General features: G+C 62.3%; 20 protein-coding genes. 13 read left to right on the forward strand and 7 right to left on the reverse strand.

Annotation, left to right across the window (positions count from 1 at the left end):
• From B5F40_RS16260 to B5F40_RS09060, 3 genes are all read left to right on the forward strand, one after another.
• Nucleotides 1-472 (forward strand): hypothetical protein (locus B5F40_RS16260; RefSeq protein ID WP_162610942.1); only part of this gene is annotated, 472 nt, incomplete at its 5' end.
• A complete protein-coding gene (locus B5F40_RS09055; protein WP_140396467.1) occupies nucleotides 400-993 on the forward strand; it encodes a hypothetical protein in 594 nt (197 codons plus the stop codon). The genes B5F40_RS16260 and B5F40_RS09055, both read left to right, overlap by 73 nt.
• Nucleotides 990-1460 carry a hypothetical protein gene (locus tag B5F40_RS09060; protein ID WP_087194016.1) on the forward strand — a complete coding sequence of 157 codons (471 nt, stop codon included), beginning with the start codon at nucleotides 990-992 and terminating at the stop codon, nucleotides 1458-1460. The genes B5F40_RS09055 and B5F40_RS09060 overlap by 4 nt, the downstream gene beginning before the upstream one ends.
• A 257-nt stretch (nucleotides 1461-1717) precedes the next feature.
• Here the strand turns inward: B5F40_RS09060 and B5F40_RS09065 are convergent, their stop codons facing one another.
• Complete coding sequence (locus B5F40_RS09065; protein WP_087194017.1) at nucleotides 1718-3382, reverse strand: helix-turn-helix transcriptional regulator; 1665 nt, start codon at nucleotides 3380-3382, stop codon at nucleotides 1718-1720.
• A gap of 234 nt (nucleotides 3383-3616) precedes the next feature.
• Here B5F40_RS09065 and B5F40_RS09070 point away from each other — a divergent pair, with 234 nt between their 5' ends.
• A complete protein-coding gene (locus B5F40_RS09070) occupies nucleotides 3617-5131 on the forward strand; it encodes a flavocytochrome c (protein ID WP_239442977.1) in 1515 nt (504 codons plus the stop codon).
• A 337-nt stretch (nucleotides 5132-5468) separates the two neighbouring features.
• Here the strand turns inward: B5F40_RS09070 and B5F40_RS09080 are convergent, their stop codons facing one another.
• The 3 genes from B5F40_RS09080 to B5F40_RS09085 form a co-directional block, all read right to left on the reverse strand.
• Nucleotides 5469-5864 carry a molybdenum cofactor biosynthesis protein MoaE gene (locus tag B5F40_RS09080; protein WP_087194019.1) on the reverse strand — a complete coding sequence of 132 codons (396 nt, stop codon included), beginning with the start codon at nucleotides 5862-5864 and terminating at the stop codon, nucleotides 5469-5471.
• 207 nt (nucleotides 5865-6071) lie between these two features.
• On the reverse strand, nucleotides 6072-6227 hold the full coding sequence (locus B5F40_RS16265; protein WP_162610943.1) for a hypothetical protein: 156 nt from the start codon (nucleotides 6225-6227) through the stop codon (nucleotides 6072-6074).
• A 368-nt stretch (nucleotides 6228-6595) separates the two neighbouring features.
• Nucleotides 6596-8002, reverse strand: coding sequence for a response regulator transcription factor (locus B5F40_RS09085; RefSeq protein ID WP_087194020.1), 1407 nt, complete (start codon nucleotides 8000-8002; stop codon nucleotides 6596-6598).
• A gap of 330 nt (nucleotides 8003-8332) precedes the next feature.
• On the opposite strand from B5F40_RS09085, the gene B5F40_RS09090 reads away from it, so the two are divergent.
• The 5 genes from B5F40_RS09090 (at nucleotide 8333) to lysA (ending at nucleotide 13141) form a co-directional block, all read left to right on the forward strand.
• Nucleotides 8333-8857, forward strand: coding sequence for a cytochrome c3 family protein (locus B5F40_RS09090; RefSeq protein WP_162610944.1), 525 nt, complete (start codon nucleotides 8333-8335; stop codon nucleotides 8855-8857).
• An 11-nt stretch (nucleotides 8858-8868) separates the two neighbouring features.
• Nucleotides 8869-10455 (forward strand): FAD-dependent oxidoreductase, encoded by a 1587-nt coding sequence (locus B5F40_RS09095; protein WP_087194022.1) that lies wholly within the window; start codon nucleotides 8869-8871, stop codon nucleotides 10453-10455.
• A gap of 495 nt (nucleotides 10456-10950) precedes the next feature.
• Entirely contained in the window at nucleotides 10951-11223 is a 273-nt protein-coding gene (locus tag B5F40_RS09105; protein WP_087194024.1) for a BrnT family toxin, read from the forward strand.
• A complete protein-coding gene (gene brnA, locus B5F40_RS09110) occupies nucleotides 11201-11461 on the forward strand; it encodes a type II toxin-antitoxin system BrnA family antitoxin (RefSeq protein WP_204217369.1) in 261 nt (86 codons plus the stop codon). The genes B5F40_RS09105 and brnA overlap by 23 nt, the downstream gene beginning before the upstream one ends.
• Nucleotides 11462-11785: 324 nt before the next feature.
• Entirely contained in the window at nucleotides 11786-13141 is a 1356-nt protein-coding gene (gene lysA / locus B5F40_RS09115; RefSeq protein ID WP_087194025.1) for a diaminopimelate decarboxylase, read from the forward strand.
• Between the two features lie 638 nt (nucleotides 13142-13779).
• Here the strand turns inward: lysA and B5F40_RS09120 are convergent.
• The 3 genes from B5F40_RS09120 to B5F40_RS09130 form a co-directional block, all read right to left on the reverse strand.
• Entirely contained in the window at nucleotides 13780-14538 is a 759-nt protein-coding gene (locus B5F40_RS09120) for a hypothetical protein (RefSeq protein ID WP_239442978.1), read from the reverse strand.
• Between the two features lie 93 nt (nucleotides 14539-14631).
• Nucleotides 14632-15237, reverse strand: coding sequence for a 4Fe-4S dicluster domain-containing protein (locus B5F40_RS09125; protein WP_087194027.1), 606 nt, complete (start codon nucleotides 15235-15237; stop codon nucleotides 14632-14634).
• Nucleotides 15237-18071, reverse strand: coding sequence for a molybdopterin-containing oxidoreductase family protein (locus B5F40_RS09130; protein WP_087194028.1), 2835 nt, complete (start codon nucleotides 18069-18071; stop codon nucleotides 15237-15239). The genes B5F40_RS09125 and B5F40_RS09130 overlap by 1 nt, the downstream gene beginning before the upstream one ends.
• Nucleotides 18072-18353: 282 nt before the next feature.
• Here B5F40_RS09130 and B5F40_RS09135 point away from each other — a divergent pair, with 282 nt between their 5' ends.
• The 4 genes from B5F40_RS09135 to B5F40_RS09150 all read left to right on the forward strand — a co-directional run bounded on the left by B5F40_RS09135 (nucleotide 18354) and on the right by B5F40_RS09150 (nucleotide 22143).
• Nucleotides 18354-19043 carry a hypothetical protein gene (locus tag B5F40_RS09135; RefSeq protein ID WP_087194029.1) on the forward strand — a complete coding sequence of 230 codons (690 nt, stop codon included), beginning with the start codon at nucleotides 18354-18356 and terminating at the stop codon, nucleotides 19041-19043.
• A complete protein-coding gene (locus B5F40_RS09140; protein ID WP_087194030.1) occupies nucleotides 19040-19789 on the forward strand; it encodes a TorD/DmsD family molecular chaperone in 750 nt (249 codons plus the stop codon). The genes B5F40_RS09135 and B5F40_RS09140 overlap by 4 nt, the downstream gene beginning before the upstream one ends.
• Nucleotide 19790: 1 nt before the next feature.
• Entirely contained in the window at nucleotides 19791-20477 is a 687-nt protein-coding gene (locus B5F40_RS09145) for a hypothetical protein (RefSeq protein WP_087194031.1), read from the forward strand.
• Between the two features lie 130 nt (nucleotides 20478-20607).
• Nucleotides 20608-22143 (forward strand): helix-turn-helix transcriptional regulator, encoded by a 1536-nt coding sequence (locus B5F40_RS09150; RefSeq protein ID WP_162610945.1) that lies wholly within the window; start codon nucleotides 20608-20610, stop codon nucleotides 22141-22143.
• Nucleotides 22144-22240 lie beyond the last annotated feature (97 nt).

A 22240-nucleotide genomic window follows, 5' to 3' on the forward strand; every position in this document is an offset into this window, starting at 1 on the left:
CGCGAGGGCGGCCAGCCCCCGCCGCCGCGCCGCCCTCGCGGCCGCCGCCGTCCTCGCGCTCCCCCTCTGCCCGCCCGGCTGGCTCCTCCCGCTCGCCGTCCAGCGCGCCATGGGCCCCTCGGCCGAGGCGGCCATCGAGTACGCGAACTGGACCAACGGCGGGGATCTGAGCTACGTCCTGGAGTCCGAGAGGACCGAGCCCGACGGCTCGGTGGTCTACCGCCTCGCCTCGACGACCGAGCCGACCGTGCACTACGAGGCGCGCTACGGCTTCCGGTGGCTCCCCTGGGAGGACATCCCCCAGGGCGGCATGATGCTGCCCTTCGTCCCCCCGCTGGAGAACCCCGGCCCCTACTACGAGCTGGTGAACGAGAGCGAGTTCCTCAAGGAGTACAACGAATGGCGCAGCGAGAACGTGTTCTCCCGCAAGTGGGAGGCCGCCGAGGGGGCCTCTTCCGAGGAGAGGGGGTGAGCGCCGTGCCCGATGCCCGCCCCGGCGCCCCTGCCCGCGCCCGCATGCGCCGCCGCGCGCTCGCGATCTCCCTGGTCTGCGCGCTGGCCGCCCCGCTCGCCCTTCCAGCCCCGGCCGTCCTGTACTTCGCCCCGCTCGCGCTCCAGCGCGCCATGGGCCCCTCGGCCGAGGCGGCCATCGCGCAGGCGGACAGGGGGGCCCATGGCGATTTCACTTACTCCCTCGAGCGCGAGTACTCGGACGCCGAGGGCCGCACGGTCTACCGCCTCGTCTCGGACTCCGACCCCGCCCTGCACCTGGAGCTGCGCTACGGCTTCCGGTGGCTCCCCTGGGAGGACATCCCCCAGGGCGGCATGAAGCTGCCCTTCGTCCCCCCCCCGCTGGAGAACCCCGGCCCCTACTACGAGATGGTGAAAGGCGAGGAGTGGCGCGGCGAGCTCGCGGAGTGGAGCCAGGTGCACGAGCTCCCCCACCAGCCCGGCGCCCGAGGAGGGGCCTCCGATTCCGAGGGGCGGGGGTGAGCGCCGTGCCCGATGCCCGCCCCGGCGCCCCTGCCCGCGCCCGCATGCGCCGCCGCAAGATCGCCGCCGCGCTCTGCGCCGCAGTGGCCCTCGGCGCCCCCGCGGCCTACCTCGCCCCGCTCGCCGCCCAGTACGCCGAGGGCCCCTCGGCGGAGGCGGCCATCGCGGATGCGAACGAGAAAGCCGGGGACCGCTACGCCTACTCCCTCGAATCCGAGAGGACCGAGCCCGACGGCTCGACCGTCTACCGCCTCGTGTCGGACTCCGATCCCGCCATCCACCAGGAGCTGCGCTACGGTTTCCGGTGGCTCCCGAACGTCGGCCTCACCCCGGTCGTGCCCACCCCGTACGTCGACCCGCCCGGCCCCTACTACGAGCTCGCCAACGAGGACGAGTACTTCAAGGAGTTCGACGCGTGGGACGAGGAGCGGGAGTGTTGCGAGGACGGCCCTGGGGAGAGGGGGTGAGCGCCGTGCCCGATGCTCGCCCCGGCGCCCCGGCCCGCGCTCGCGTGCGGGTTGGTGGAAAGGAGGTCGTTCATGAGAGGTCGCCACAGGGTTTCCTCATGTTTCCGAACCGGTTCGTCCGATCTGCCATGCGGGAGGCAGCATGGTGCATTGTGCGCGCCATCGTTAGCTGATGCGGGATGCTCAAGAGAATCGCAGGTGATCGCGTTCGTTTCGCGTGTCCGATGGCTCGGCGACACCCGGACGCCCGGGCCCTTCTATGCGCGCTCGCGTTCGCGCACGGAGTCCACGAGGTCGATCAGCTCTTGTTTGCTGTGCACGCCCAGCTTGGCGTACACGCGCTTCGTGTGCATTTTAATGGTATTGCGCGAGATCGTGAAATGCTCCTCCATGAAAGCGAGGTCACGTCCTTGCGCAAGCTGCTCGAGCACCTCCGTCTCGCGCGGCGTGAGCTCGCAGTCTTCGGCGACAAGTGCGCAGGGGTGTTTCCAGTAGAGGAGGTCGGCGGGCGCGAGGTCGGCGGGCGCTGCGCTTCCGGGCGCGAGGTCGCGGTCGGGTGCGGGATCGGCGGGGGCGGGCGTGTGCGCAGGTTCCGAAGTGCCGCCCAAAGCGACTTTCCGATCGGCTCTTTTGTTGTGGCCTGCGCTTCTGCGAACGGCATTTCGCGTCGACAAGACGCTTCGCAGCGTTTCGTCGCCCGAGAGATACAGCAATCCCACCACGTACGCGAACACGAGGGCGAGCGATGCCGCCTCCTCGGCTTGGGGTATCGCGTCGCCGACGGCCGTTGCCGCCGTTGCGACGACCGAGCCCAGCAAATGCCCTGAAACGGCCGCCAGGCGCGTCGCCGCTGCGGCGCGCAGCCGGTTGCCGCACGAGCCGACGATGGTCGCCGAGGTCGTCCACACGACGATTTCGAACAGAGTTGTGCCTACTCCGGCGAGCAGCTGCTCCGCATCGGGCGCGATGGGGGAGAGGACGGGGTCGAGCAAGAAGCCTGCCGCGGCGCACACGACGGCTGCGCGGAACAGCTCGTGGATCTCGAGCGCGGCGAACCGTCCCGTTGCGAAGAGGCCGGCGACCAGCACGACGAGGGCCGGCGCCACCCCCATGTCCGCCCCGGGGAAGCCTTCCGTGCGCATGAACCCCAGCAGCATGACCGTTCCTGCGATGCCGATCAGCGTGCTTTTGGTGAGGAGACCTTCGGAAGGGGGTTTCCGAGATCTGCTGGTTGCCGAGACGCTCTCGTCGCGCTCTCGCGTCGTCGGCCCGTTCTCGGCCGCGATGGCGGTGCGGTTTTCAGGGGAGGCGGGGCGGGTCGGCGCTTCGCGAAAGGGGCATCGCGCGGCAGCGAGCCCCGTCGTTGCGCGCGAGCACGCCCATCCTGCCCCGCCGAGCAGGGCTGCGCCCATCGCCAGGAGCGCTTCCGGGCCCCATCCAACTGCGGCGACCAAGGTTTGCGCCGTCGGCTCGACGGCGAACGCGCATGCGAGCGAGATCGTGGAGACGGTCGTTGCCGTGCGGCGCGCCAAGGTCGAAAACGATGCGAGAAGGGGTATGCTCAGAAGGGGTCCGATGCATTTCGTAAGCGCGAGGGGAGCGAGGACGGTGGCATCGGCGTTCTGCCCGCGAAGCGCGAGCACGCCCGCCGTCCCGAGGGCGAAGAGCCCGCATCCCAAGGCGATCCACCGCTCGAACCGCATTGCGCCACGGCGGTTGCCTCGAAGCTCGCGCCGCTCCTCGACCCTCAGTGCGACGAACAGGGCAGCATAGGCTGCGAGCGAGAACACGCGGACGGGAAGGTAGCCGCCCGGGGGGTGCGCGAGGCCGATGAGCGCGCTATCGCTTGTCCAAATGCCCGCGAACAGAAGGAAGAGCCCGATGCCGGGAATGGCGCCGGGCTTCGAGAAGACGGACGCCATCCTGCCCCCCCCCCCTCCTCTTTCGGAGTCTTTTTCTTCACGCGTGCTCCTCGCTTTTCCAACAGGTGCGCTCTTCGACTTTAGTATAAGCCATTTTATCAATAACACCCACTATGGGTGTTTGCTTCGAAAGGCGTTTGGGTATGGTGGACACTGCTTCGGCACGGTCTTTCGGTCGGCGTTTTCGGAAAAGGCGCCAGGCGACGTGCCGCGATAGAGAGGGAGGAATGCATTATGAGCGAATATCGGGAAAACGGGGCAAGCGGGCAAAAGCGCTCCTATCGTTTGACGCGTCGCAGCTTCGTTGCAGGCGTGGGTGCGATGGGCGCCCTCGGCGTGCTGGGCAGCTTCGGCTTGACGGGCTGCGCGCCGTCGGGCGACAAGGCGGCCGACGGTGCGGACGAGGGCGCAGGAGAGTCGTACGACGCGGTGATCGTCGGCACGGGCGGCGCGGGCCTCTCGGCGGCCATCGCCGCGTACGACAAGGGCCTCACGAACATCGTGATCCTTGAGAAGATGGCCGTGAACGGCGGCAACACGAACTTCTCGTCGAGCGGCATGAACGCCTCCGAGACGAAGTTCCAGAAGGAGCAGGGCATCGAGGACAGCAACGACCTGTTTGCCCAGGAAACGCTCGACGGCGGCCACAACACGGGCGATCCCGAGCTCGTCCAGTTCATGTGCGACAATTCGGCCGGCGCCATCGATTGGCTCGACGGCTTGGGCGTGAAGCTGGACAACATCACGCTGACCGGCGGCATGTCGGTCAAGCGCTGCCATCGTCCGACGGACGGCTCGGCGGTGGGGTTGACCCTCATCCCCGGGCTTTTGGCCGCGGTGGAAGAGCGCGGAATCCCCACCAAGATGAGTTGCGAGGCCAAGGAGCTGGTGAAGGACGGCGACGCAGTGACGGGCGTCAAAGTTGATCTCGACGGCAAGGAGACGGTGATCGGCGCGAAGGCAGTCATTCTTGCCACGGGCGGCCTCGGCGCGAATGCCGAGATGGTGACGAAGTATCGCCCCGACCTCGAAGGCTATGTCACCACGAACCAGCCCGGTGCGACCGGCGACGGCTACACGATGGCCGAGCAGGCTGGCGCCGAGCTCGTGCAGATGGAGCAGATCCAGATCCATCCGACCGTCGAGCAGGAGACGTCCACGCTCATCGCCGAAGGCGTGCGCGGCGGCGGCGCGATCCTCGTGAACAGCGAGGGCAACCGCTTCTTCGACGAGATGTCCACGCGCGACAAGGTGTCGGCGGCGGAACTTGAGCAGCCGGGTGGTTTCGCCTGGTGCGTGTTCGACCAGCAGGTGTACGACGCGAACACCGCCATCGCGAAGTACGAGAAGTCCGGCCTTGTGCAGAAGGGCGGCAACGTGGCCGAGCTGGCCGAGGCTATCGAGGTGGATCCGGCTGCGCTCCAAGCCACCATCGACGCGTACAACGCCATCACCACCGACGGTGCAGCCGACGAGTTCGGTCGCACCGAGGGCTGCATCGCCTTCGCCGACGGCAACATGTACGCCATCAAGGTGGCTCCGGGCATCCATCACGAGATGGGCGGCGTGAAGATCAACGAGAAGAACGAGGCGCTCGACGCGTCCGGCAACCCGATCCCCGGCCTGTACGCGGCCGGCGAGGTGACGGGCGGCATCCACGGTGATAACCGCATCGGCGGCAACGCGGTGTGCGACATCATCGTGTTCGGCAGGAACGTTGGCGAAGTGGTGGCCGACGCTCTGGCGTAGACGTTCGAGTTGTTTTCTCCTGCGGGCCGCGGCTTACGCTGCGGCCCGCGTGCTTTTGCGTGAGGGCCGCGAGGGCGTCTTGGGGCCCGCCGCTTGTCCGTTCGGCATGTTCGCGACAAAGCGCGGCGTTGAATCGCGCCCGCAGCTGCGGGCGCGAGGGCGAACGCGCACCGGACGGCCGAGGAGCCCCGCCTGTGCAACCGAGTCCGCCGAGGTGCGCGACGCTTCGGGCGCCTCCTCGAACGCGCGGCATCCGCCATGCGCAAGCCGCGGGGGCATGCAGCCATCCTGCGGATGGGGAAGGGGCTGTTCTTTCAGCTCCTGCGAGCAGGTGCCTCTACGCGTAGATCTCTTTCTCCACCACGAGGTCGTTTTTGATCGTGCCGACGAGTTTTTGCAGCGCGTCGATGCAGTTCGGCCTGATGTCGGCGCCGATGAGCACGTACATGATGGATTCGCCCACCTCGAGTGCGCCTTCGTTGAGCCACACGCGAACGTAGTGCACGCCAGGCCAGGTGAGCGCTTCGGCGACGGCCGCGTCGACGCCGGCGGCGTCGTAGGAGAACTCTACGCGGACGACGTCGCCCAGCCCTTCGACGCCTTCGCGCACCTGCTTTTTCGGGGTTACGCGCACCACGCCGTTGTGCGTGAGGAACATGCCGCACTGCGCGGCCTTCGGATCCTGCTTCGCCTCGGCGAGCCACTGATCGATGGACGGTTCCTGCTTGGCCATGGGCCCTCCTCGATGTCGCGCCCGTCTGCGCGTGCGCGACGGGGTTCCGTATTCGATGGCGACCATTGTAGCGGTTTTAGCTTTGGAAAAGCGAAGGAAGGCACCAAGCGCGCGGATTTGAAAAAGCCCGTCGTACCACGAACTCGCGGAGTGGCGGGCTACGTCGTGGAAGCCGCCTTCGTAGATCGTCCGGCTGGATCTCGGGGGCTAGATGCCGTTCGCGGCGTTCTTGGCGGCAACGTATCCGTAGAATAGCGCCATCGAACGACTCGCGCCCTTCAACGCGACTGGACACTGCACAGGGAAGCGGCCTCCCTGCGCGTTTCCGGCTGCATACAGGCCGGGAATGATTTCGCGCTTCATGTTGCGCGCATGACTTTCTCCGTTGGATCCGAGGCTATCATGGGTGCGTAGCAGCAAAAATGGCCTCATTTTGGCACAGTGGAAGGAGACGTGACGATGAGGGGGCAGGCGATCTGCGCGTTTGCCGAGAATCGCCATCCTTTCAAGGGGCGTAGGGGGCATTGCCGTCGCGCTGCTGGCCCTTGCGTTTTCGCAGCGTTTTGTTCACTCGTTGTTTGGCGGAGGGACGTTGTGCAACTTGTTCTGTCAGGACGGAGGGCGCGCCGTGGGTGCTCCGCGCTCTTTTTGAGGATGCTCGGGTCTGTATTTGAGACATGTGGAAGACGCGTTGGATTCGCATGGGGTCGAAGTTCGCTTGTCTTCGAAAATCAATCGCGCTCGTTCACCAGGTCGATAAGCTCTTGCTTGGAATGCACGCCGAGCTTCCGGTAGATATGCTTTGCGTGCCCCTGCACTGTGCCAATGGAGATGAACAGCGTTTCGCCTATCTTTTTCAGACTGTGTCCCTGCGCGATCATGCTCATGACCTCCTTCTCGCGCGGGGTGAGGTTCGCTTCTGCAGCGATTTGGGCGCATGCGTCTATCTTGGAAAGGAGGGGGCTCTTGGTGGAATCGTTCGGCGTTTCTGCGGCGCTTGGAAGCACGAACGCATGCGTATTCAAAAGTACGACCGTGAGTACAACCAGCATAAACGTCATAACAGCTACGAATGCTGCCGTGTAGTCGATTAGGCGGAGATCGAGCCATTCGAAAAGCGAGGGAAGCAGAAGTTTGGCCACCCCTACGGGAATCGTCTTGAGCAAAAGAAATCCTCCGCAGAATGCGAACACTGGCGACAGGCGTGTTTGGCGAACGCTGAACGCAAGAAGGATCCAGAAGAAGGTTTCGAAACAGCTCAGCTCGGCTGCGATGATGCCGGTTCCCAGGTGGTACGAATCGGGTCCGATACACAGTACGAGAAATGCGGCCGCGAGGTAAAACGTTGCGAGCATCACCCACTCTTTCTCGAGCAGCTTGTCGGCTGCAGACGATTTCGCCAGCAAGACGGCCACGAAAAGCAATGTTGCGGACGAAAGAACCGTGGTGATAAGCCGTTCGGAAACAGGGATGAACCCATCTGTCTGGTACAAGGCTCCTACGATGAGATGGCCCACAATAATAAACAGGCCGAATATGCCGATGGCCGACAAAGGCAGCTGCTTGCGCAGCGAAAAGAGGGCGTCTCGACGGAACTCTATCGGAGGGTCCAACGGCAGCGAAAGCCATGCTGCCACTGAGATGAGGGGCGAGGCGACAGCAAGCACCAAAGAGGTGGGCTCTGGCAGCAAAATGGCTAGCGAGAGCAGCGAACTTATGGGGAGCGATATCGCAATGCAGATGAGGGGCCTATTGCCATGCTGGCTGGTGATGAGAACCGCCCAGATGCAAGTGAGCGCAACGGACCCAAGACCAAGCAGCGTCGAGGCGATGACGGTTGCGGGCAAGGAGGGGACAAGAAGCAGCAGAAGGTAGCCTGCTGCGCTTGCGCACGAAGCGAGGCCTGCGAGAGGACGATTGGAGGCGATGAAGCGTTCGATGGGCTTATGCGCCGCGATCGCTGCGATGGCGAACGTGGCGCATAAGCCCATAACCAAAGCGTAGGACAGAAGCATGTCTTGATCGGCGTTCGGCCTCGCCATGAAGAAGAGGGAGAATTCAAAGCGGCGAAAGAACGGCCAGTAGCAAGCCAATCCGAGCGTCGTCAAAACGACGAATCCAGCGCTACGTTGCCTCATTACCCCCCCCCCTGCCTTTTCCTCGCCATTCGATTATACCTCTACGTGCAGGCTCGGGATTGAGCGGGGGCGTCGCATCGTCGTGTCCAAGCTCAAAACACCCTGTTTTGTGGGTGTCCATCTTGCAAAACGTCGAGTTTCATGAGGCGCGCTCGCGGGATGGACCTTTCATCATCAAAGCGCGGTTTATACGAAGAAGCCGGAGATGGGAACAGGAGGTTTTGCATGGAAAACAATGCTATCCACCAAGACGTCGAAGGGCATGAGATGGGCGAAGGCGGTGAAGAAAGGCTGCGATTGAAAACGAGGGCGAAAGGAAGGAGGCGCAAATTGGTTGCGGCTGCAGCGGTAGTTGTGGCAGTTGTTGCGCTTGGAGCAGGAATGTGGGTGTGGCACGAGCAGCCGTCGTTTTGCGGGACGGCGTGCCACAACGTGATGGGCTCTTATGTGGAAGGCTATAAGTCGGGGGATGCGAATCTGATGGTGGTCGACCATGCCCAGCAAAACTACGATTGCCTGGATTGCCACGAACCCACCATCGAAGAGCAGGTTAGCGAGCTTGTAACGTATGTCAAGGGCGACTACTCCATTCCTCTTGAAGATTCTGGGTTGGGCACGCGCGAATTCTGCATGAGGTCCGGGTGCCATGACGATTGGGAAAAGATTGTGGAGGCTACATCCGACTGGCAGGGCACGAAGACCGTCTACAACCCCGAAGGCGTCTATAACCCGCACGACAATCATCGTGGCGATGGGAACTGCGGCGATTGCCATAAAGCGCATGGGCGATCCACTTTGTATTGCGTGGAGTGCCACAACATGGAGGTTCCCGAAGGTTGGGTAGGGTTCGAATAGGAGGAGGCAGCATGACTGCGATATCTCGACGTGGTTTTATCAAAGCTTCTGTGGTGGCGGGAGCAGGGGTGTTGGGGTCGACCGTCCTTGCGGGATGCAGTGATGCGGCTTATGCCGACGAGGAGGCGAAGTCTGAACCCACCGAATTCTTCGAAGGGGATGTGGTGGTATGCGGCACGGGGACATCGGGGCTATGCGCGGCCTCCCGTGCTGCTGAGTTGGGAGCAAACGTTGTGGTTGTGGAAGCACTGACCGAAAACGGATTAGGCGGCAATTCGAAGTATGTCGAAGCTTGCTGGGTGCCGGCGAATGAGGGCGTGATCGAAGACACATATGCGACGTTGGTCGATTACCACAAAAATGCGCTCAACACCCATATCGCGCGCAGATGGGTGAACGAGGCGCTCGACATTTTCGATTGGACCATCCATTCGCAAGGCGTGAAGTTCGCTGAGGCTTCAGGACTGGAGTCTTTGAAGGCCACTTCTCCGGCTGTGAAATATGCCGAAGACGAAGAGCGCGAGTTGTCGGCGGGCAAAGCCGCTATCGTCACGATGTACGAGTATTGCCAGAAACTTGGCGTTCGGTTCGTGTTCGATGCGCGTGCGACCGAGCTTGTTGTGAACGAGGACGGATCGATGGGCGGCGTGCGATGCGATCGTCTCTCGGGAGCTCGGATCGAGGTGAAAGCGGCGGCGGTTATCTTGGCCACGGGAGGATTCTCTGCGAACAAGGAGATGTTCGAGAGGTTCACTCATTTGAACTACGACCACTTGATTGCTTACGGGACATCGGGGTCGCAGCGTGGGGATGGCATATCCATGGGGCTTTCGGTGGATGCGGCGCTTCATCATCCCGAGGCCATCAACTTTTGCAGCCCCATTCTTCCGGGGCATTTCAACAAAGGGGCTCTTACAATATGCGGCGTGAACCAGGCCGATACCATTTTCGTCAACGAGCGTGCTGAACGGTTCTGCGATGAGCATTGCATTTCCGACTGGGCCCTTTCGGGCAATATAGGCGCCCAGCAGGAGCACATTTATGTAGTGATCGATCAGGATTTTGTGCAGAAAATAGAGACGCAGGGTCCGGTGACGAAGCGCACTAATTACTTTAACGCCAACGAACCGGTGCCTGAATTCGGCAGCGAGATCGAGGAGGCGCTCAAGCGCGACAATCCGCGCGTGGTGAAGGGCGACACGATAGAAGAGGTGGCCGAGCAGCTTGGACTCGATTCGCATGCGCTCAAAGACACGATAGGGAAGTGGAACGGTTTTGTCGACGAGGGTGTTGACAGGGATTTCCAGAAGAAACCTGAGTTCATGCGCAAGGTGCAGACTCCTCCTTTCTATGGCTTCAAAACGGTATTAGCCTGGTACAACAATGTAGGAGGTTTGAAGGTAGACGAATACGCCCGCGTGATCAATCGAAGCTTCCAGCCTGTTGCGGGCCTCTATGCGACTGGCTCCGATGCCGGTGGTTTGTTCGGTGGTTGCTACGATGTGTCGTGCGCGCCCGGTTCCACTCAAATGTGGGCGCGTGCTTCCGGATATTGGGCTGCTGAGCATGCAGTGGAGGAATACCTGGCAGGACGATAAACGATAATCGCTTTGTCGCATATGGAAAAGCCGACGGGTTTTATCCTGTCGGCTTTTGCTCTGTCCGATTGTTTGTCGGCAAGAGCCGGCGCTGTTTTCCATCCTTTTCGGCTTGTCGTGTTGGCTTGCGGCTTTCCGTGCTGGAATGGGGCCGGATTTTGCTATCTGCGCAGTGCGGATGAGCGCGTTGGCTATGGTCAAGTGAGATTTTTCATCGAGGGCGCTCTTCGCCGTCTAGGCGAGGCCGATTCGTTCTTGGCCGGTGCGGATTTTCGCGGGATCCGCGCTGAGCGCGCACGGGATTTGCATCGGAGGTGCGCGAGGGCTGTGTTGGAAGCACGTAGGAGGCGCATGAGAAGCGCGTCGAATCCGCGTTGGACCGAAACGCTGTTCCGCTGGATGTGCGCCATGACGTCGCAAGACGAGGCTGGTAAGCTGATGGTTGCGATTAGATCGTAAATAGTATACGATATATACCATCATGGAGGCGTACCTATGCTTTTTGAGTACGATCCCGTAAAAAGCGCCCGCAACCGCATCAAGCACGGCATCGATTTCGAGCAGGCGAAGCGGCTATGGGGGGATCCGCGTTTTGTGGAGGTGGACGTTGCGTACGAGGACGAAGCTCGGTATGCCGTCATAGGCATGATCGGCGGCAAACATTGGACGGCCATCATCACGTACCGCGGCTTAGTGGTGCGCATCATTTCGGTTCGGCGCTCTCGGAAGAAGGAGGTTGCGATTTATGGCGAAGAGCATCAAGGCTGAAGAATTCGACCGCATATTTGACGAGGGCGAGGAGGACATCGTCGAGTATCTGGACCTTTCTACCGTTCGACGTCCCAACCTCGATACCGACCTGCGGCGGGTGAACGTGGACTTCCCCGAGTGGATAATCGACGAGCTGGACCGCGAGGCCAAACGCCTGGGCATCAACCGCCAGGCGGTCATCAAGACCTGGATCGCCGAGCGCATCGACCGCATACGCGCTGTCCGCTCGGCATAGGCGGCAGGCGCTATCGAACGCGCCGATCCGGACGGGCGGTTGCCCCCTCCCTCCTCTTCAGGTGCGAAATGGTTTTGAAAGATGGTTGTGGGACGGTCGCGGGACGACCGCAGGGCGGCTGCGGGACGGTTCGTAGGGTAGCCGCAGGCCGGCCATGGACGGTTGCAGGACGATCGCAGGGACGGTCGCAAAGCCAAGCGCGCCGCTGATCGACCCGCAGAGGCCTTGCTTGCGGAATTCTATGATTTCACCTGTCGGACATGAAAGCGGCTGGCGGCGATGGTAGACTAGGCGCATTCTTGAAACGCACGGAAAGGAACCGCGGTGGCACTGCCTGCAGCCGATTTGAACAAACAACCCGACAACCGCACGACCATGGAGCTGGGCGCGGTGCTCCCCCTCACGGCCGAAGTGCGCGACGACCACCTGTTCGTGGGCGGCGTCGATATGGTGGAATTGGCGCGTGAGCAGGGCACGGCGCTCTACGTCATGGACGAGCGCGACATGCGCACGCGCATGGAAACCTACCTCAAAGCGTTTCGCAGCCGCTACAGCAACGCCGACGTCGTCTACGCCAGCAAGGCGTTCCTCAACAAGGAGGCCGCGCGCATCGTGAACGAAGAGGGCCTGTGCCTCGACGTTTCGGGCGGCGGCGAGTTGGCGTGCGCGCTGGCGGCGGGCTTCCCGGCCGAGCGCATCTTCATGCACGGCAACAACAAGACGCCGCAGGAGCTGCGCGAGGCTATCCAGGCCGGCGTGGGCCGCATCGTCATCGACAGCCGCATCGAGCTGCGCCGCATCTCGGAGATCGCGGGCGAGCTGGGCGTCGAGCAGGCCATCTACATGCGCATCACGCCGGGCGTGGAGGCCGACACGCACCAGTACATCCGCACGGGCTGCGAGGACTCGAAGTTCGGCTTCACCATGCGCGAGGACTTCGCCTTCAAGTGCGTGAAGGACGTGCTCGCCGCGCCCAACGTGCGCCTGGCGGGCCTGCACTGCCATATCGGCTCGCAGATCTTCGCGCTGCACTCGTACCCGGAGGCCGTCGAGGTCATGGTGGACCTCATGGCGCGCATTCGCGAAGCGTACGGCATCGAGCTTTCCGAGTTGGACATGGGCGGCGGCCTGGGCGTGGCCTACACGGCCGACGACAAGCCGGCCTCCATCGACGGGTTCGCCGAAACCATCACCGCGGCGGTGAAGGCCTCCTGCGCCAAGCACGGCATGCCCGAGCCGCGGCTGCTCGTGGAGCCGGGTCGCAGCCTGGTGGCCACGGCGGGCGTGACGCTGTACACGGTGGGCATCATCAAGACGCTGCCGAACATCCGCAAGTACGTGGCCGTGGACGGCGGCATGTCCGACAACATTCGCACGGCGCTCTACCATGCCGATTACGAGCCGGTCATCGCCAACAAGGCAGGTCAGCCGCGCACCGAGATCGTCACCATCGCCGGCAAGCATTGCGAAAGCGGCGACGCCGTGGTCATCGACATGCCCATGCAGCGCCCCGACCTGGGCGACGTCGTGGCCGTGTTCGGCACGGGCGCGTACAACCACACCATGTCGAGCAACTACAACGGCCAGCCGCGCCCGGCCGTCGTGTTCGTGAAGGATGGCGAGGCGCGCGTGACCACGCGGCGCGAAACGTACGAGGACCTGCTGGCGCGGGACATGTAGGGGCTCGGCGCGCGCTGTGTGAGGGCTGCGGCAGGGTTGGAATGGCTGTGTCTCTTGGAGGGCTTCGCGTTCTGCGGCGTTGCCTTTCGCTACGGTTTTGCTGCGTCCGGGGTGGTGGGGCGATGCGGCATCGGGGCTCATCATGCCGGGCGAAAGCGAATGAGACTTTCGCGCACGGCTCGTTGGCCGGATGACACCAGAGCTCGAGTGGTTTCGAAGCGCGGTGGGCGCAAGATGCGGCGATTCAAATAGCTTCGAGGCGCGGCAAGCGAAAAGAGAGACAAAACGACACCGTTTTACTATGCCATTCCCATTTTGTAAGCAGATCTGACCGAGCGATTCGACTTCTTGCGGATTCGGCACGGCATCGTCGAGTGCGGTCGGCTTGCAGCTGTGAGGTGCTCGGCAGGCTGGAGAGAATGTGTCTCGAGTGAGGATGTCGGCGGACGAACGGTTGCCCGCCGTAGGTCCGCTGTTTGCTGCCTACGTCGGCGCTGCGCGCATCTTGCTCGAACCTTACCCGCAAGGTGCGTGATCAGGGCGCGCGCTTGCGACTGATCGTGCATTCTGACTGATGCGTCATCCTCGCCGAAAGCTCGACGGGGCAATCGCCCGTCGAGCTTTCGAATGAAAGGCGTTTACAGCATGCTGATGGCGTAGAACGCGTAGCGCGCGACGGCAACAGCCACTACGGAGAGGACGAGCACGACCCATGAAGCGGTCGCTGGCGCGAGCTTGCCCTTCCATGCCAGGAAGTCAACCGCCGCTGCGGCGGCGGCCAGCACAGCGCCCGCGTAGAACGCGAGGGCGTCGTGTCCTGCGGTTCCGAAGTTGACGCCGACGGCGACGAGCGACACGGCGAGCAGCGCGTCGATTGCCGTCGAAGCGCCAGCATAAGCGGCTTCGGTCCGCTTGTCGGCGTGGAAGGTGGCGTACAATGCGAAGCCCATGGCGAGGTCTCCAACAATGAAAAGTGGGAATGTGGAGAAGTCGGCCCACGCTGCGTTTGTCTTGCTGGTGAAGTAGGCGTTGGCCATCACGAACATCAAACCAACCGACGCTAGCGCCGCGCCTACCCGCAGTACGAGCAGCGAGGTTTTACGGACGAATGCGATGACGATGTCGGCTGCCAGGAAAACACACAGTGCGATCGACCAGTACGCCTCCTGCGCGATCATGGCCGACGGGTTCGACAGGGCCAACCAGAACAGCTCGGGCCTTTGCAGATGCCCGAGGACACCGAGCAGTCCTATGCCTAAAAGCGCTAGGCATACGAGGGGGAGCAGCCATGCGCGCTTCGCGTGGCCGTTGCGCCCAAACGCCGCAGCGGCCACGCTTGCGCCTGCGGCGAGCCCGCCAAGCGTCGTGAACATGAAAAGGGGGAATTCGGTAATCATGTCAATGGTCCTCGTTTCTTGGCCACCGGGGCTCGCCCCGGCGGCATTCGGCTATAGGCTTGCGGGTTCGAACGGAGGCTTGTTGCTGCCCGTTCACAGATCCCGAGCCACTTCCACGGGGTCGTTCTGCCATGCGGCGATCTTTGGCGACAGAATGTAGGCGGTGGAGGGTTTGAGGTTCGACGGATCGGGGAGGTAGTGCACGTTGTCTCCTGCTGCCGCGATGGCCTTTGCCGCATCCGACTCGGGATCGTCCAAGTCGCCGAAGAAGCGCGCGCCGGTGCAGCAGTCGGCCACGCAGACGGGCTTCCAGTTAGGCTCGTCGTGGTACTGGAAGCACAGCGAGCATTTCGTGACCGTGCCGCTATCCGGATTCAGCGTGCGCACGCCGTACGGGCAGCCCTGCATGCAGGCGCGGCAGCCGATGCATGCTTCCTCGTTGATGAGCACGACGCCCGTCTCCTCGTCGCGATACGACGCGCCCGTGGGGCAGGCCTCTATGCAGCCGGGGTTCTCGCACTGTTGACAGGCGATGGGCAGCCAGTACTGTTCGATATCGGGGAACGTACCGGTGGGGCCCACTACGTTCACGCGGGTGTTGCGCACTCCGAGCGGCAGGCTATTTTCGTATTTGCATGCAGTGATGCACGTGTCGCATCCGGTGCAGCGGTCAAGGTCGACGACGATGGCATATCTCATCAGATCACATCCTTCGTGACGGGCTCTGATTGCAGGGTGGGCATGAACGGTTGGAACTCCCTGGCCTCGGTCCAGATGTTGGCGGGTTTCTCGCCCTTCTCGATTTTCACGGTGAATCCGCGGTTGGTGTAGGTGCCGATAGCCGGATTGAACGGCGCGTCGCTCTTCGTGAGGACGTTGACGTTGCATTCGCGCCAGCCAGCGGTTTTGTTTGGCTGGGACTCGTCGAAGCACTCGGGGTTCCAGAAGCGCTCCATCCACACGCAGCGCGGGTTCACGCCTTCGGTGAGGTAGGCTCGCGCCGATATGCTGCCGCGACGGCTGGACACCTTCACCCAGTCCATGTGCGCGATTCCGTGCTCGGCGGCCGTTGCTGGGTTGATACGGATCTCCGCAGTGGGAAACAGCTCGCGGGCGAATGCCGAATGGCGCATCGTTCCGTGGTGGAAGTACGGTACGCGCCCGGAGGTGAGGACGAGCGGGAACTCCTCATCGGTAAGGGGGCTTTCGGCGGGCTCCACGTAGGTGCAGATGGGGCTGTAATCATCGCAGGGATCTTGCGGCTCAGGATAGGTGTACGGATATCCGGTTCGCGCCAGCTTGAGGTACAGCGAAGCGTAGGGTTCAAGCTTGCGCGATTCCGTGCCGAAGCCTGCGGGCAGTCCGTCGTCGACGATCATCTCGTGCTGGTTGTACACGTAGTATTTGTCTTCGGGCGTGACTTTGGGAACGTACGTGTCGATGTTAGCCTGCAGGTCGTCCCAGCTTTCCGCGCCGAAGGTCTTGGCGCAGCTTGCCTTGACGGCCTCCTCGGTGGCTTCGCCGACGTACGCGTTGGGGACGCCGGGAAGCGTGCCGCCCCACTTCTCCTTGCACCTCTCCAAGATCTGTGCGGTGGGAATGGAGTGCGACACCGTCTCGCCGATATGGGTGCATTCGTTTTGCAGAAACACCATGTTGAGGTGCTTGTGGTCGGTGAGCGGCTCCTCAAGCCATTCGCGCGTGGGGAACACGAGGTCGGCCGCCTCCACGTGAAACGAGGTGAGCATGGGGTATTGGCAGATGCAGTAGTCGATCTCCGAGATGGCGTCGTACCACGACGAGGCATTGGCCAGCATGGCCAGCTTGTTGCCCGACACGTCGAACCACAGCCGCGGTTTGTAGGGCTCGCCGGTGGTGATGGCTTGCAGCACTGAGGGGATGTGCACCATGAACCAGGTATGCAGGCCCTTGTGGGCGGTGGTGCCTAGGCCGTCTTTGTACATTTGGTTGACCATCTTTTGGATTTCGGGCATCTCTTGCGCGGCTTTCTCCATACGCGCCTGGTTCGCGGCATCCGACAGCCCCGGAATGGCGCAGCAGCCGTATTTGGTCATCGTTTGAGGGGCGTTTTGCGTCGTGCGCTTCATCGGGATGCTCGCCGGGCCCTTCTTGGTGATCGACGCGCCGGGCTTGTTGATATAGCCCATGATGATGTCGAGGCCGATGGCGCCGATGGATGCTTCGGACGACTGCGGGTGTTGGTCGGTCGCCACGCCGTGGCAGATGCCGCCGGTGGTGCCGTCGTCATCGGCGTGGGTGTACAGGCGGATAGCCGCTTCGATCTTGTCGGCCTCGAGCCAGCAGATATCGGCTGTGTGCTCGAGCGTCCAGGGGTCGGCCTCGTCGGCGTATATCTTGCCTGCGGTGCGGTAGGTCTTGCCGTTCACTTCGCCCTCCCAGAACACCTCGGGATCGACCAGGGCATCCTTGGGAGCCGAGAACTCGAAGGGGGTTAGTGCGTTGGTCTTGAGGTCGAAGCAGACATAGGCGGGCGTGTCGTCGGGCGTGGATTGCGCGAAATCGGGGAACAGCTCGCTGGCCAGCACGGGCAGCTTCGTGTCCGGATCGATGAGGAAGGGCAGGTTCGTCCAGTACTTCGTGAACTCTTTGTTGTAGAGCTTGTTCTCGAAGATGTAGCGGAACCAGCACAGCATGAGCGCGGTGTCGGTGCCTGGCCGGATGGGCAGCCACACATCGGCTTTGGTGGCATCGGGGCTGAAATTCGGGTCGATGACGACGGTCTTCACGCCGTTCGCGCGCAGTTCGGCCATGCCGCGACCGGATTGCGCGGTCTGCGAGACAGACGGCTGCGCACCCCAGATCACGATCACCTCGGATGCGTTGTCGTTGACCTTGAAGAACTCGGTGGACATGCTGTCCGCCACCGATTGGGTCTGATTGTCGCCAACCATGAACACGGTCGCGCAAACGCGCGGCATCAGGCATTGGGCGGCTCCCGGTTCGAAAATGTTGGGGGAGCCCAGCGACACGCAGGTGGTTTTGATCTGGTTGGACGAGTACGATCCGCCACCGCCTGTACTACCAAAGAACGCATAGGGGCCGTACTTGTCGATGGTGTCGACGATGTGGGTGGCTGCCTCCTCGATGGCTTCGTCCCAAGAGATGATCTCCCATTTGTTTTCGCCGCGCTCGCCCGCACGGCGCAGGGGATGCAGGATGCGGCGCGGACTGTACATGGTTTGCAACTGGTTGAGGCATTTGGGGCAGATGGAACCGCGCGACTCTCCGCCGTTGGGATCCCCCATGAGCTTGACTACCACGCCGTCTTTCAGGTAGGCGAGTACGGGACAGTGGCCCAGGCAGCCATGACAGCAGGTTTTCTTTATCTCGTCGTACTCAACCTTCTTGCGCTGGTCGCCTGCGCCAATCGTCGCCGAACTCGACGACGACTCCGTCATGCAGCCGCTCATGCTTGCGCCAACGGCCGCAGCCGCGCCCGCAAGCAGCGCGCCTTGGACGAACGTACGGCGTGACAGATTCGCTCTCGTCATAGCGTCTCCTCCTTTTTGGTGCCGTGGATAGAACGTGTAAGCGCAGTATGGCAACCGCGGCAGAAGGGTGAAACGCCCAAACTGAACCGAAGTCAGAGAATGCGTTGGGGCGACCGACCCAATTTGTGTCGGTTTGAGGTGGGTTGGCTGCGAAAAGCACGCAGCGTGCGTCTGGCCAGCGGAACCGAGAGGCCGCACAATGCCGGACGAGAGGCGGACTCGCATCGGGTTCTACGGACGGGGGCGATCTGTGCACGTACGTAGACGCAGATAGGAGGAGACATGGACGCAATGCGAAGCAAGGCGGTCGAAGCTGCGGTCGGCGAATGCGTACTTGAGAGTTTGGAGAGCACGGTCAAACGGCATCCGCTCAATCGGGAGATCATGATCAAGGTGCTCCGGTACTGTTTCGAGGAACGCGTCTTGCATGACGTGGAGAAGGAAATTCAAACGTATCCCGAGTTCGCCCAATGCACGCAGAACCCTTACCGGCTCGTGCGATTCCTTGTCGAGGCGGGCGGCTTGGATGAGGTGGAGAGGGCTGAAGATGGATCGATTGTACGTTCCGAGGACAAAGAAGGACTTACCGAGGACGAGGTGGACGATCTCGTGTGCGAAGTGGGCTATATGACCACGGAGGCGGGCCGCGTCTTGGTCGAGGTGAACCTTCCTGAAGCGCGTCTGCGTGCGCTTTTGGGACTTGTTCCGGAACGCGAGGACGCTTATTGCGAAGTGCTCGAGTTCATTGCGCAGACTCCGCGGTCGTATGCAGAAGTCAAGGAGTTTTTGGCGGGGCGACCCGTGCTCGAGGTGACCATCGACGGCGTGCGGCAGACCATGCAGCCGAGTGTGTTCGTGGACAAGCTGGAGCGCGCCGGGGCGCTTGTGTGGGATGGGGAATGGAGATTGTCGGACGGCGGACTTCGGTTCCTTGAAGAGTCGAAGGCCATCGGGGAAGGAGGGATGAGATGACGGACGGGTGCGAGGAAACGCGGGAGGCCGGCTGTATCGACGAGCAGATAGCGGTTGCGCTGGAGGGGCGGCGGTCGTTCTATGACCTTTTGGCGGCACTGTATTTCAGGCCGCTTACGGCTGAGCAGATCGATCGGTTCGCGGTGTTCGACTGGTCGTGCTACGCCGAAGTGAACGAACGGTTTGCTGCTGGGGCGAACGATGTGCAACGTTATCTACGCAAACGCAACACGGGCACGCGGCAGGAGCTGGCGGTCGACTTCACCGGGTCGTTCGGCGGCACGTCGACGTGGGAGGGCCGCTACGCCGTTCCTTATGAGTCTGTGTTCACCTCCGAGGATGGCCTTATGTGCCAGGAGTCGTACCATGAGGTGCATGCGCTGTTCAGAGAATCGGGTGTGGCGCGGGCCGAAGGCTACGACTATCCCGACGACCATCTGTCGTTTATGTTCGAGTATCTAGGCGTGCTGTCCGACCGTATGGAAGGTGGCGTGCGATGCGGCGCATGGGAAGAGGTTTTGAACTGGGCCGAGACGTCTGCTCGATTCGTGGACGAGCACGTCCTATCGTGGTTTGACGATTTCAAGGGCGTGGCTCTTCGGCTTGTGCGGACGAGGTTCTATCGGGGGTTCCTCGGTATCACCGAGGGGTTTTTACGGTTCGACCGCGAATTACTCGATGACGTGGCCGACGTGGCGCGCCTACGTGCCGCCGAGTGCGTATCTGGACTTGCGGAGGCGATGTGACATGGCGTTTCTCGTGACGCTTGCATGCAGCTTCGTTGCAGTGCTGCTACTGCGCAAGCCCATTGCCAAGGCTCCGCTTGCGTTCTACGCGTTGTCTGCGGCGACGGTCGTTGCGTGCGTGGCTTCGGCGGTGTTCGACATGCCGCGACTCGTGTGGACGGCGCTGTTCGTTTTGGAGCAGAAGTGCATCCTTCCGCTCGCATTGTTCACTATCGTGATGTTCGTCGGATGCTTCTCGACGGATTCGTTCGTGTCTCGTTGTATCCGACCCATACGCTCGGAGCTCTCTATCATCGCATGGATACTATCGCTCGCGCATGTGGCAGTGTATGTACAGGGGTATGTGCCGCGCATCCTCGGCGGGGGCGCGCTGGCGGGTAATGTGGCGGTGTCGTTCGGTGTGGCCGCAGTTTTGCTTGCGGTTTTGCTCGTGCTGGGCGTGACATCGTTTCATGTAGTGAAGAGGTGCATGCCCACCGCGTTATGGACTAAGGTGCAGAGAGGGGCGTACGTGTTCTTCGGTTTGGCGTTCGTGCACGTGTCGCTCATGTTGACGCCTTCTGCCCTGCAGGGAGGGCGGGTCGCTCAGGTGAGCATAGCGGTGTACGTAGCGGTGTTCGCGCTGTACGCGTGCTTGCGCATTGCGCGTGCCCTCCATGATCGCGGTGATCGAGACAGGGCTGCCTGAGGCGCACCTGCATATGCGTACTTGCGCGCTCGGAAGCTTGCGGGGGGGGGGTCGGGGCTATGGTATAGTCGGTGTTTGTCGGCGCGCAGGTGTTTGTTTGCCGCCGATGGATTTCGGCGAGGGGGATCGCATGGGGAAGAGCACGTTTGAAACCAAGGTGTTGGAAGCGTTGCCGATAGCGCCGTTTCTGGCGTTTGGCCTCATCGTGGCATGGTCGCAGATCCCCGGCAGCGGAAGCGTGCAGCTGCCGAGGATGTGCGAGAGCGCTGCGGGCGCGTCATTGGAGTCCTCGATTGAGGCACTTGCCAATGGTATCGCCCTCATCGTGGCGGGGCTGGTCGCCCGGAAGCTCGGGCGGCCCGTCTTGGAACCGCGTCTGGTGTTCGCGGCGGGCGTTGTGGCTGCTGCTGGCTGCGCTGTCCTGCTGGCCATCGGGCCGCTCGGGCTGCCCGCTGCGTTGTCATTTGCGTTGGCGGCGCTTGCTCACTGCGTCTGCGGGGCCGCTACTGCCATCATCTTTCTCAAGGCGGGCGAGTTGTACGGCAGTTTGTCGGGCCGTGCCGCCGTCACGAGGCTCGCGTGGTCGCACGTTATGGCGGGGCTCATCTTCTTCCTCGTGGTGGGGATGGGCGTGTGGATGGTTCCCGGCACGGGCGACACGCTGGTCGGTGCCGCCGCGTACGTGGGGTTGCCGCTGGCGGCAGCTGCGTGCGCAAACATGGCCCCTTTGGAAGGCGGTGACGCACCGTACGTGGAAAGCGATAGGGGCGTTCCTACGGTATTCTGGAAGCTGATCGCCGTCATATTCGTGCTGTGCTCCGTGATGATAGCAGTGAGCACCGCCACCTCGTCGCTGTACCCCCATGATGTGGTGGTCGAGGGGTCGCATGTGAGCAACTTTGTGCGTATCGCTCTGGCTTTTTTGCTGATTTGGAGCACGCTTTCGCTCGGTGCGGAGGATTTTGCGCTTGGGCGCGCCTACGTAGCCATCATGCTGTTCTCCATCGCGTTGGTTACCATGTCGCCGGTGATGGTGGAGGTATCTTCTGCGTGGGGCTATCTTTCGAATGTGGTCATGCTGCTGTTTCGTATGCTTCATTGGGTTATTTTGAGCCTCATCGTGTGTCAGAAGCATCTCTCTCCGGTGCTCGTGTTCGGTTTGGGGTGCGGCACACAAACGCTCGGCAGGGCCATCGGCGGATTCACGGGGTACGCGCTTGCTGACGGCTTCGGCGATCCGTCGTTCCGCTTTGCCGTGTGCATTGTGCTCACGCTAGCTATCGTGTCTTGCGCGTTCCTCGTGTTCTCCGAGAAGTCCCTCGATGAGCTGTTCGCCCCCTCGAGTGCCTCCGAGATCACGCTCGTCGATCTGTTCGGCACTGTGACGCATCCCGTGGTCGATTTGGAAGCCGAGGCTCCTGTTGCCAAGCGGCGGTTCGCAGAAAGCATCGACAAGCTGTCCGAACAACATGGCCTGTCGAAGAGGGAAAAGGAGGTGTTCCGTTATTTGGCGATGGGCTACAATCCCAACATGATCGCCGAGAAGCTCCATATCTCTTGGAACACCGTGCGGGGCCATTCGCGTAATGTGTATGCAAAGCTCGGCGTCCACACAAGGCAGGATCTTATGGAGCTGGTGGAGGATGCGAAGGGCGCTGCCGGATGAGCGCCTCCCTTGTGCCTCTCCGGCGCTCTCTTCCCGTCCTTTGTCGGGCGGTACAGTGGAGGTTCGCCGCTTTTCTTTCCAGGATGCGGCATCCGGC

Source organism: Gordonibacter sp. An230 (genome assembly GCF_002159915.1).
Classification (GTDB): Bacteria; Actinomycetota; Coriobacteriia; order Coriobacteriales; family Eggerthellaceae; genus Rubneribacter.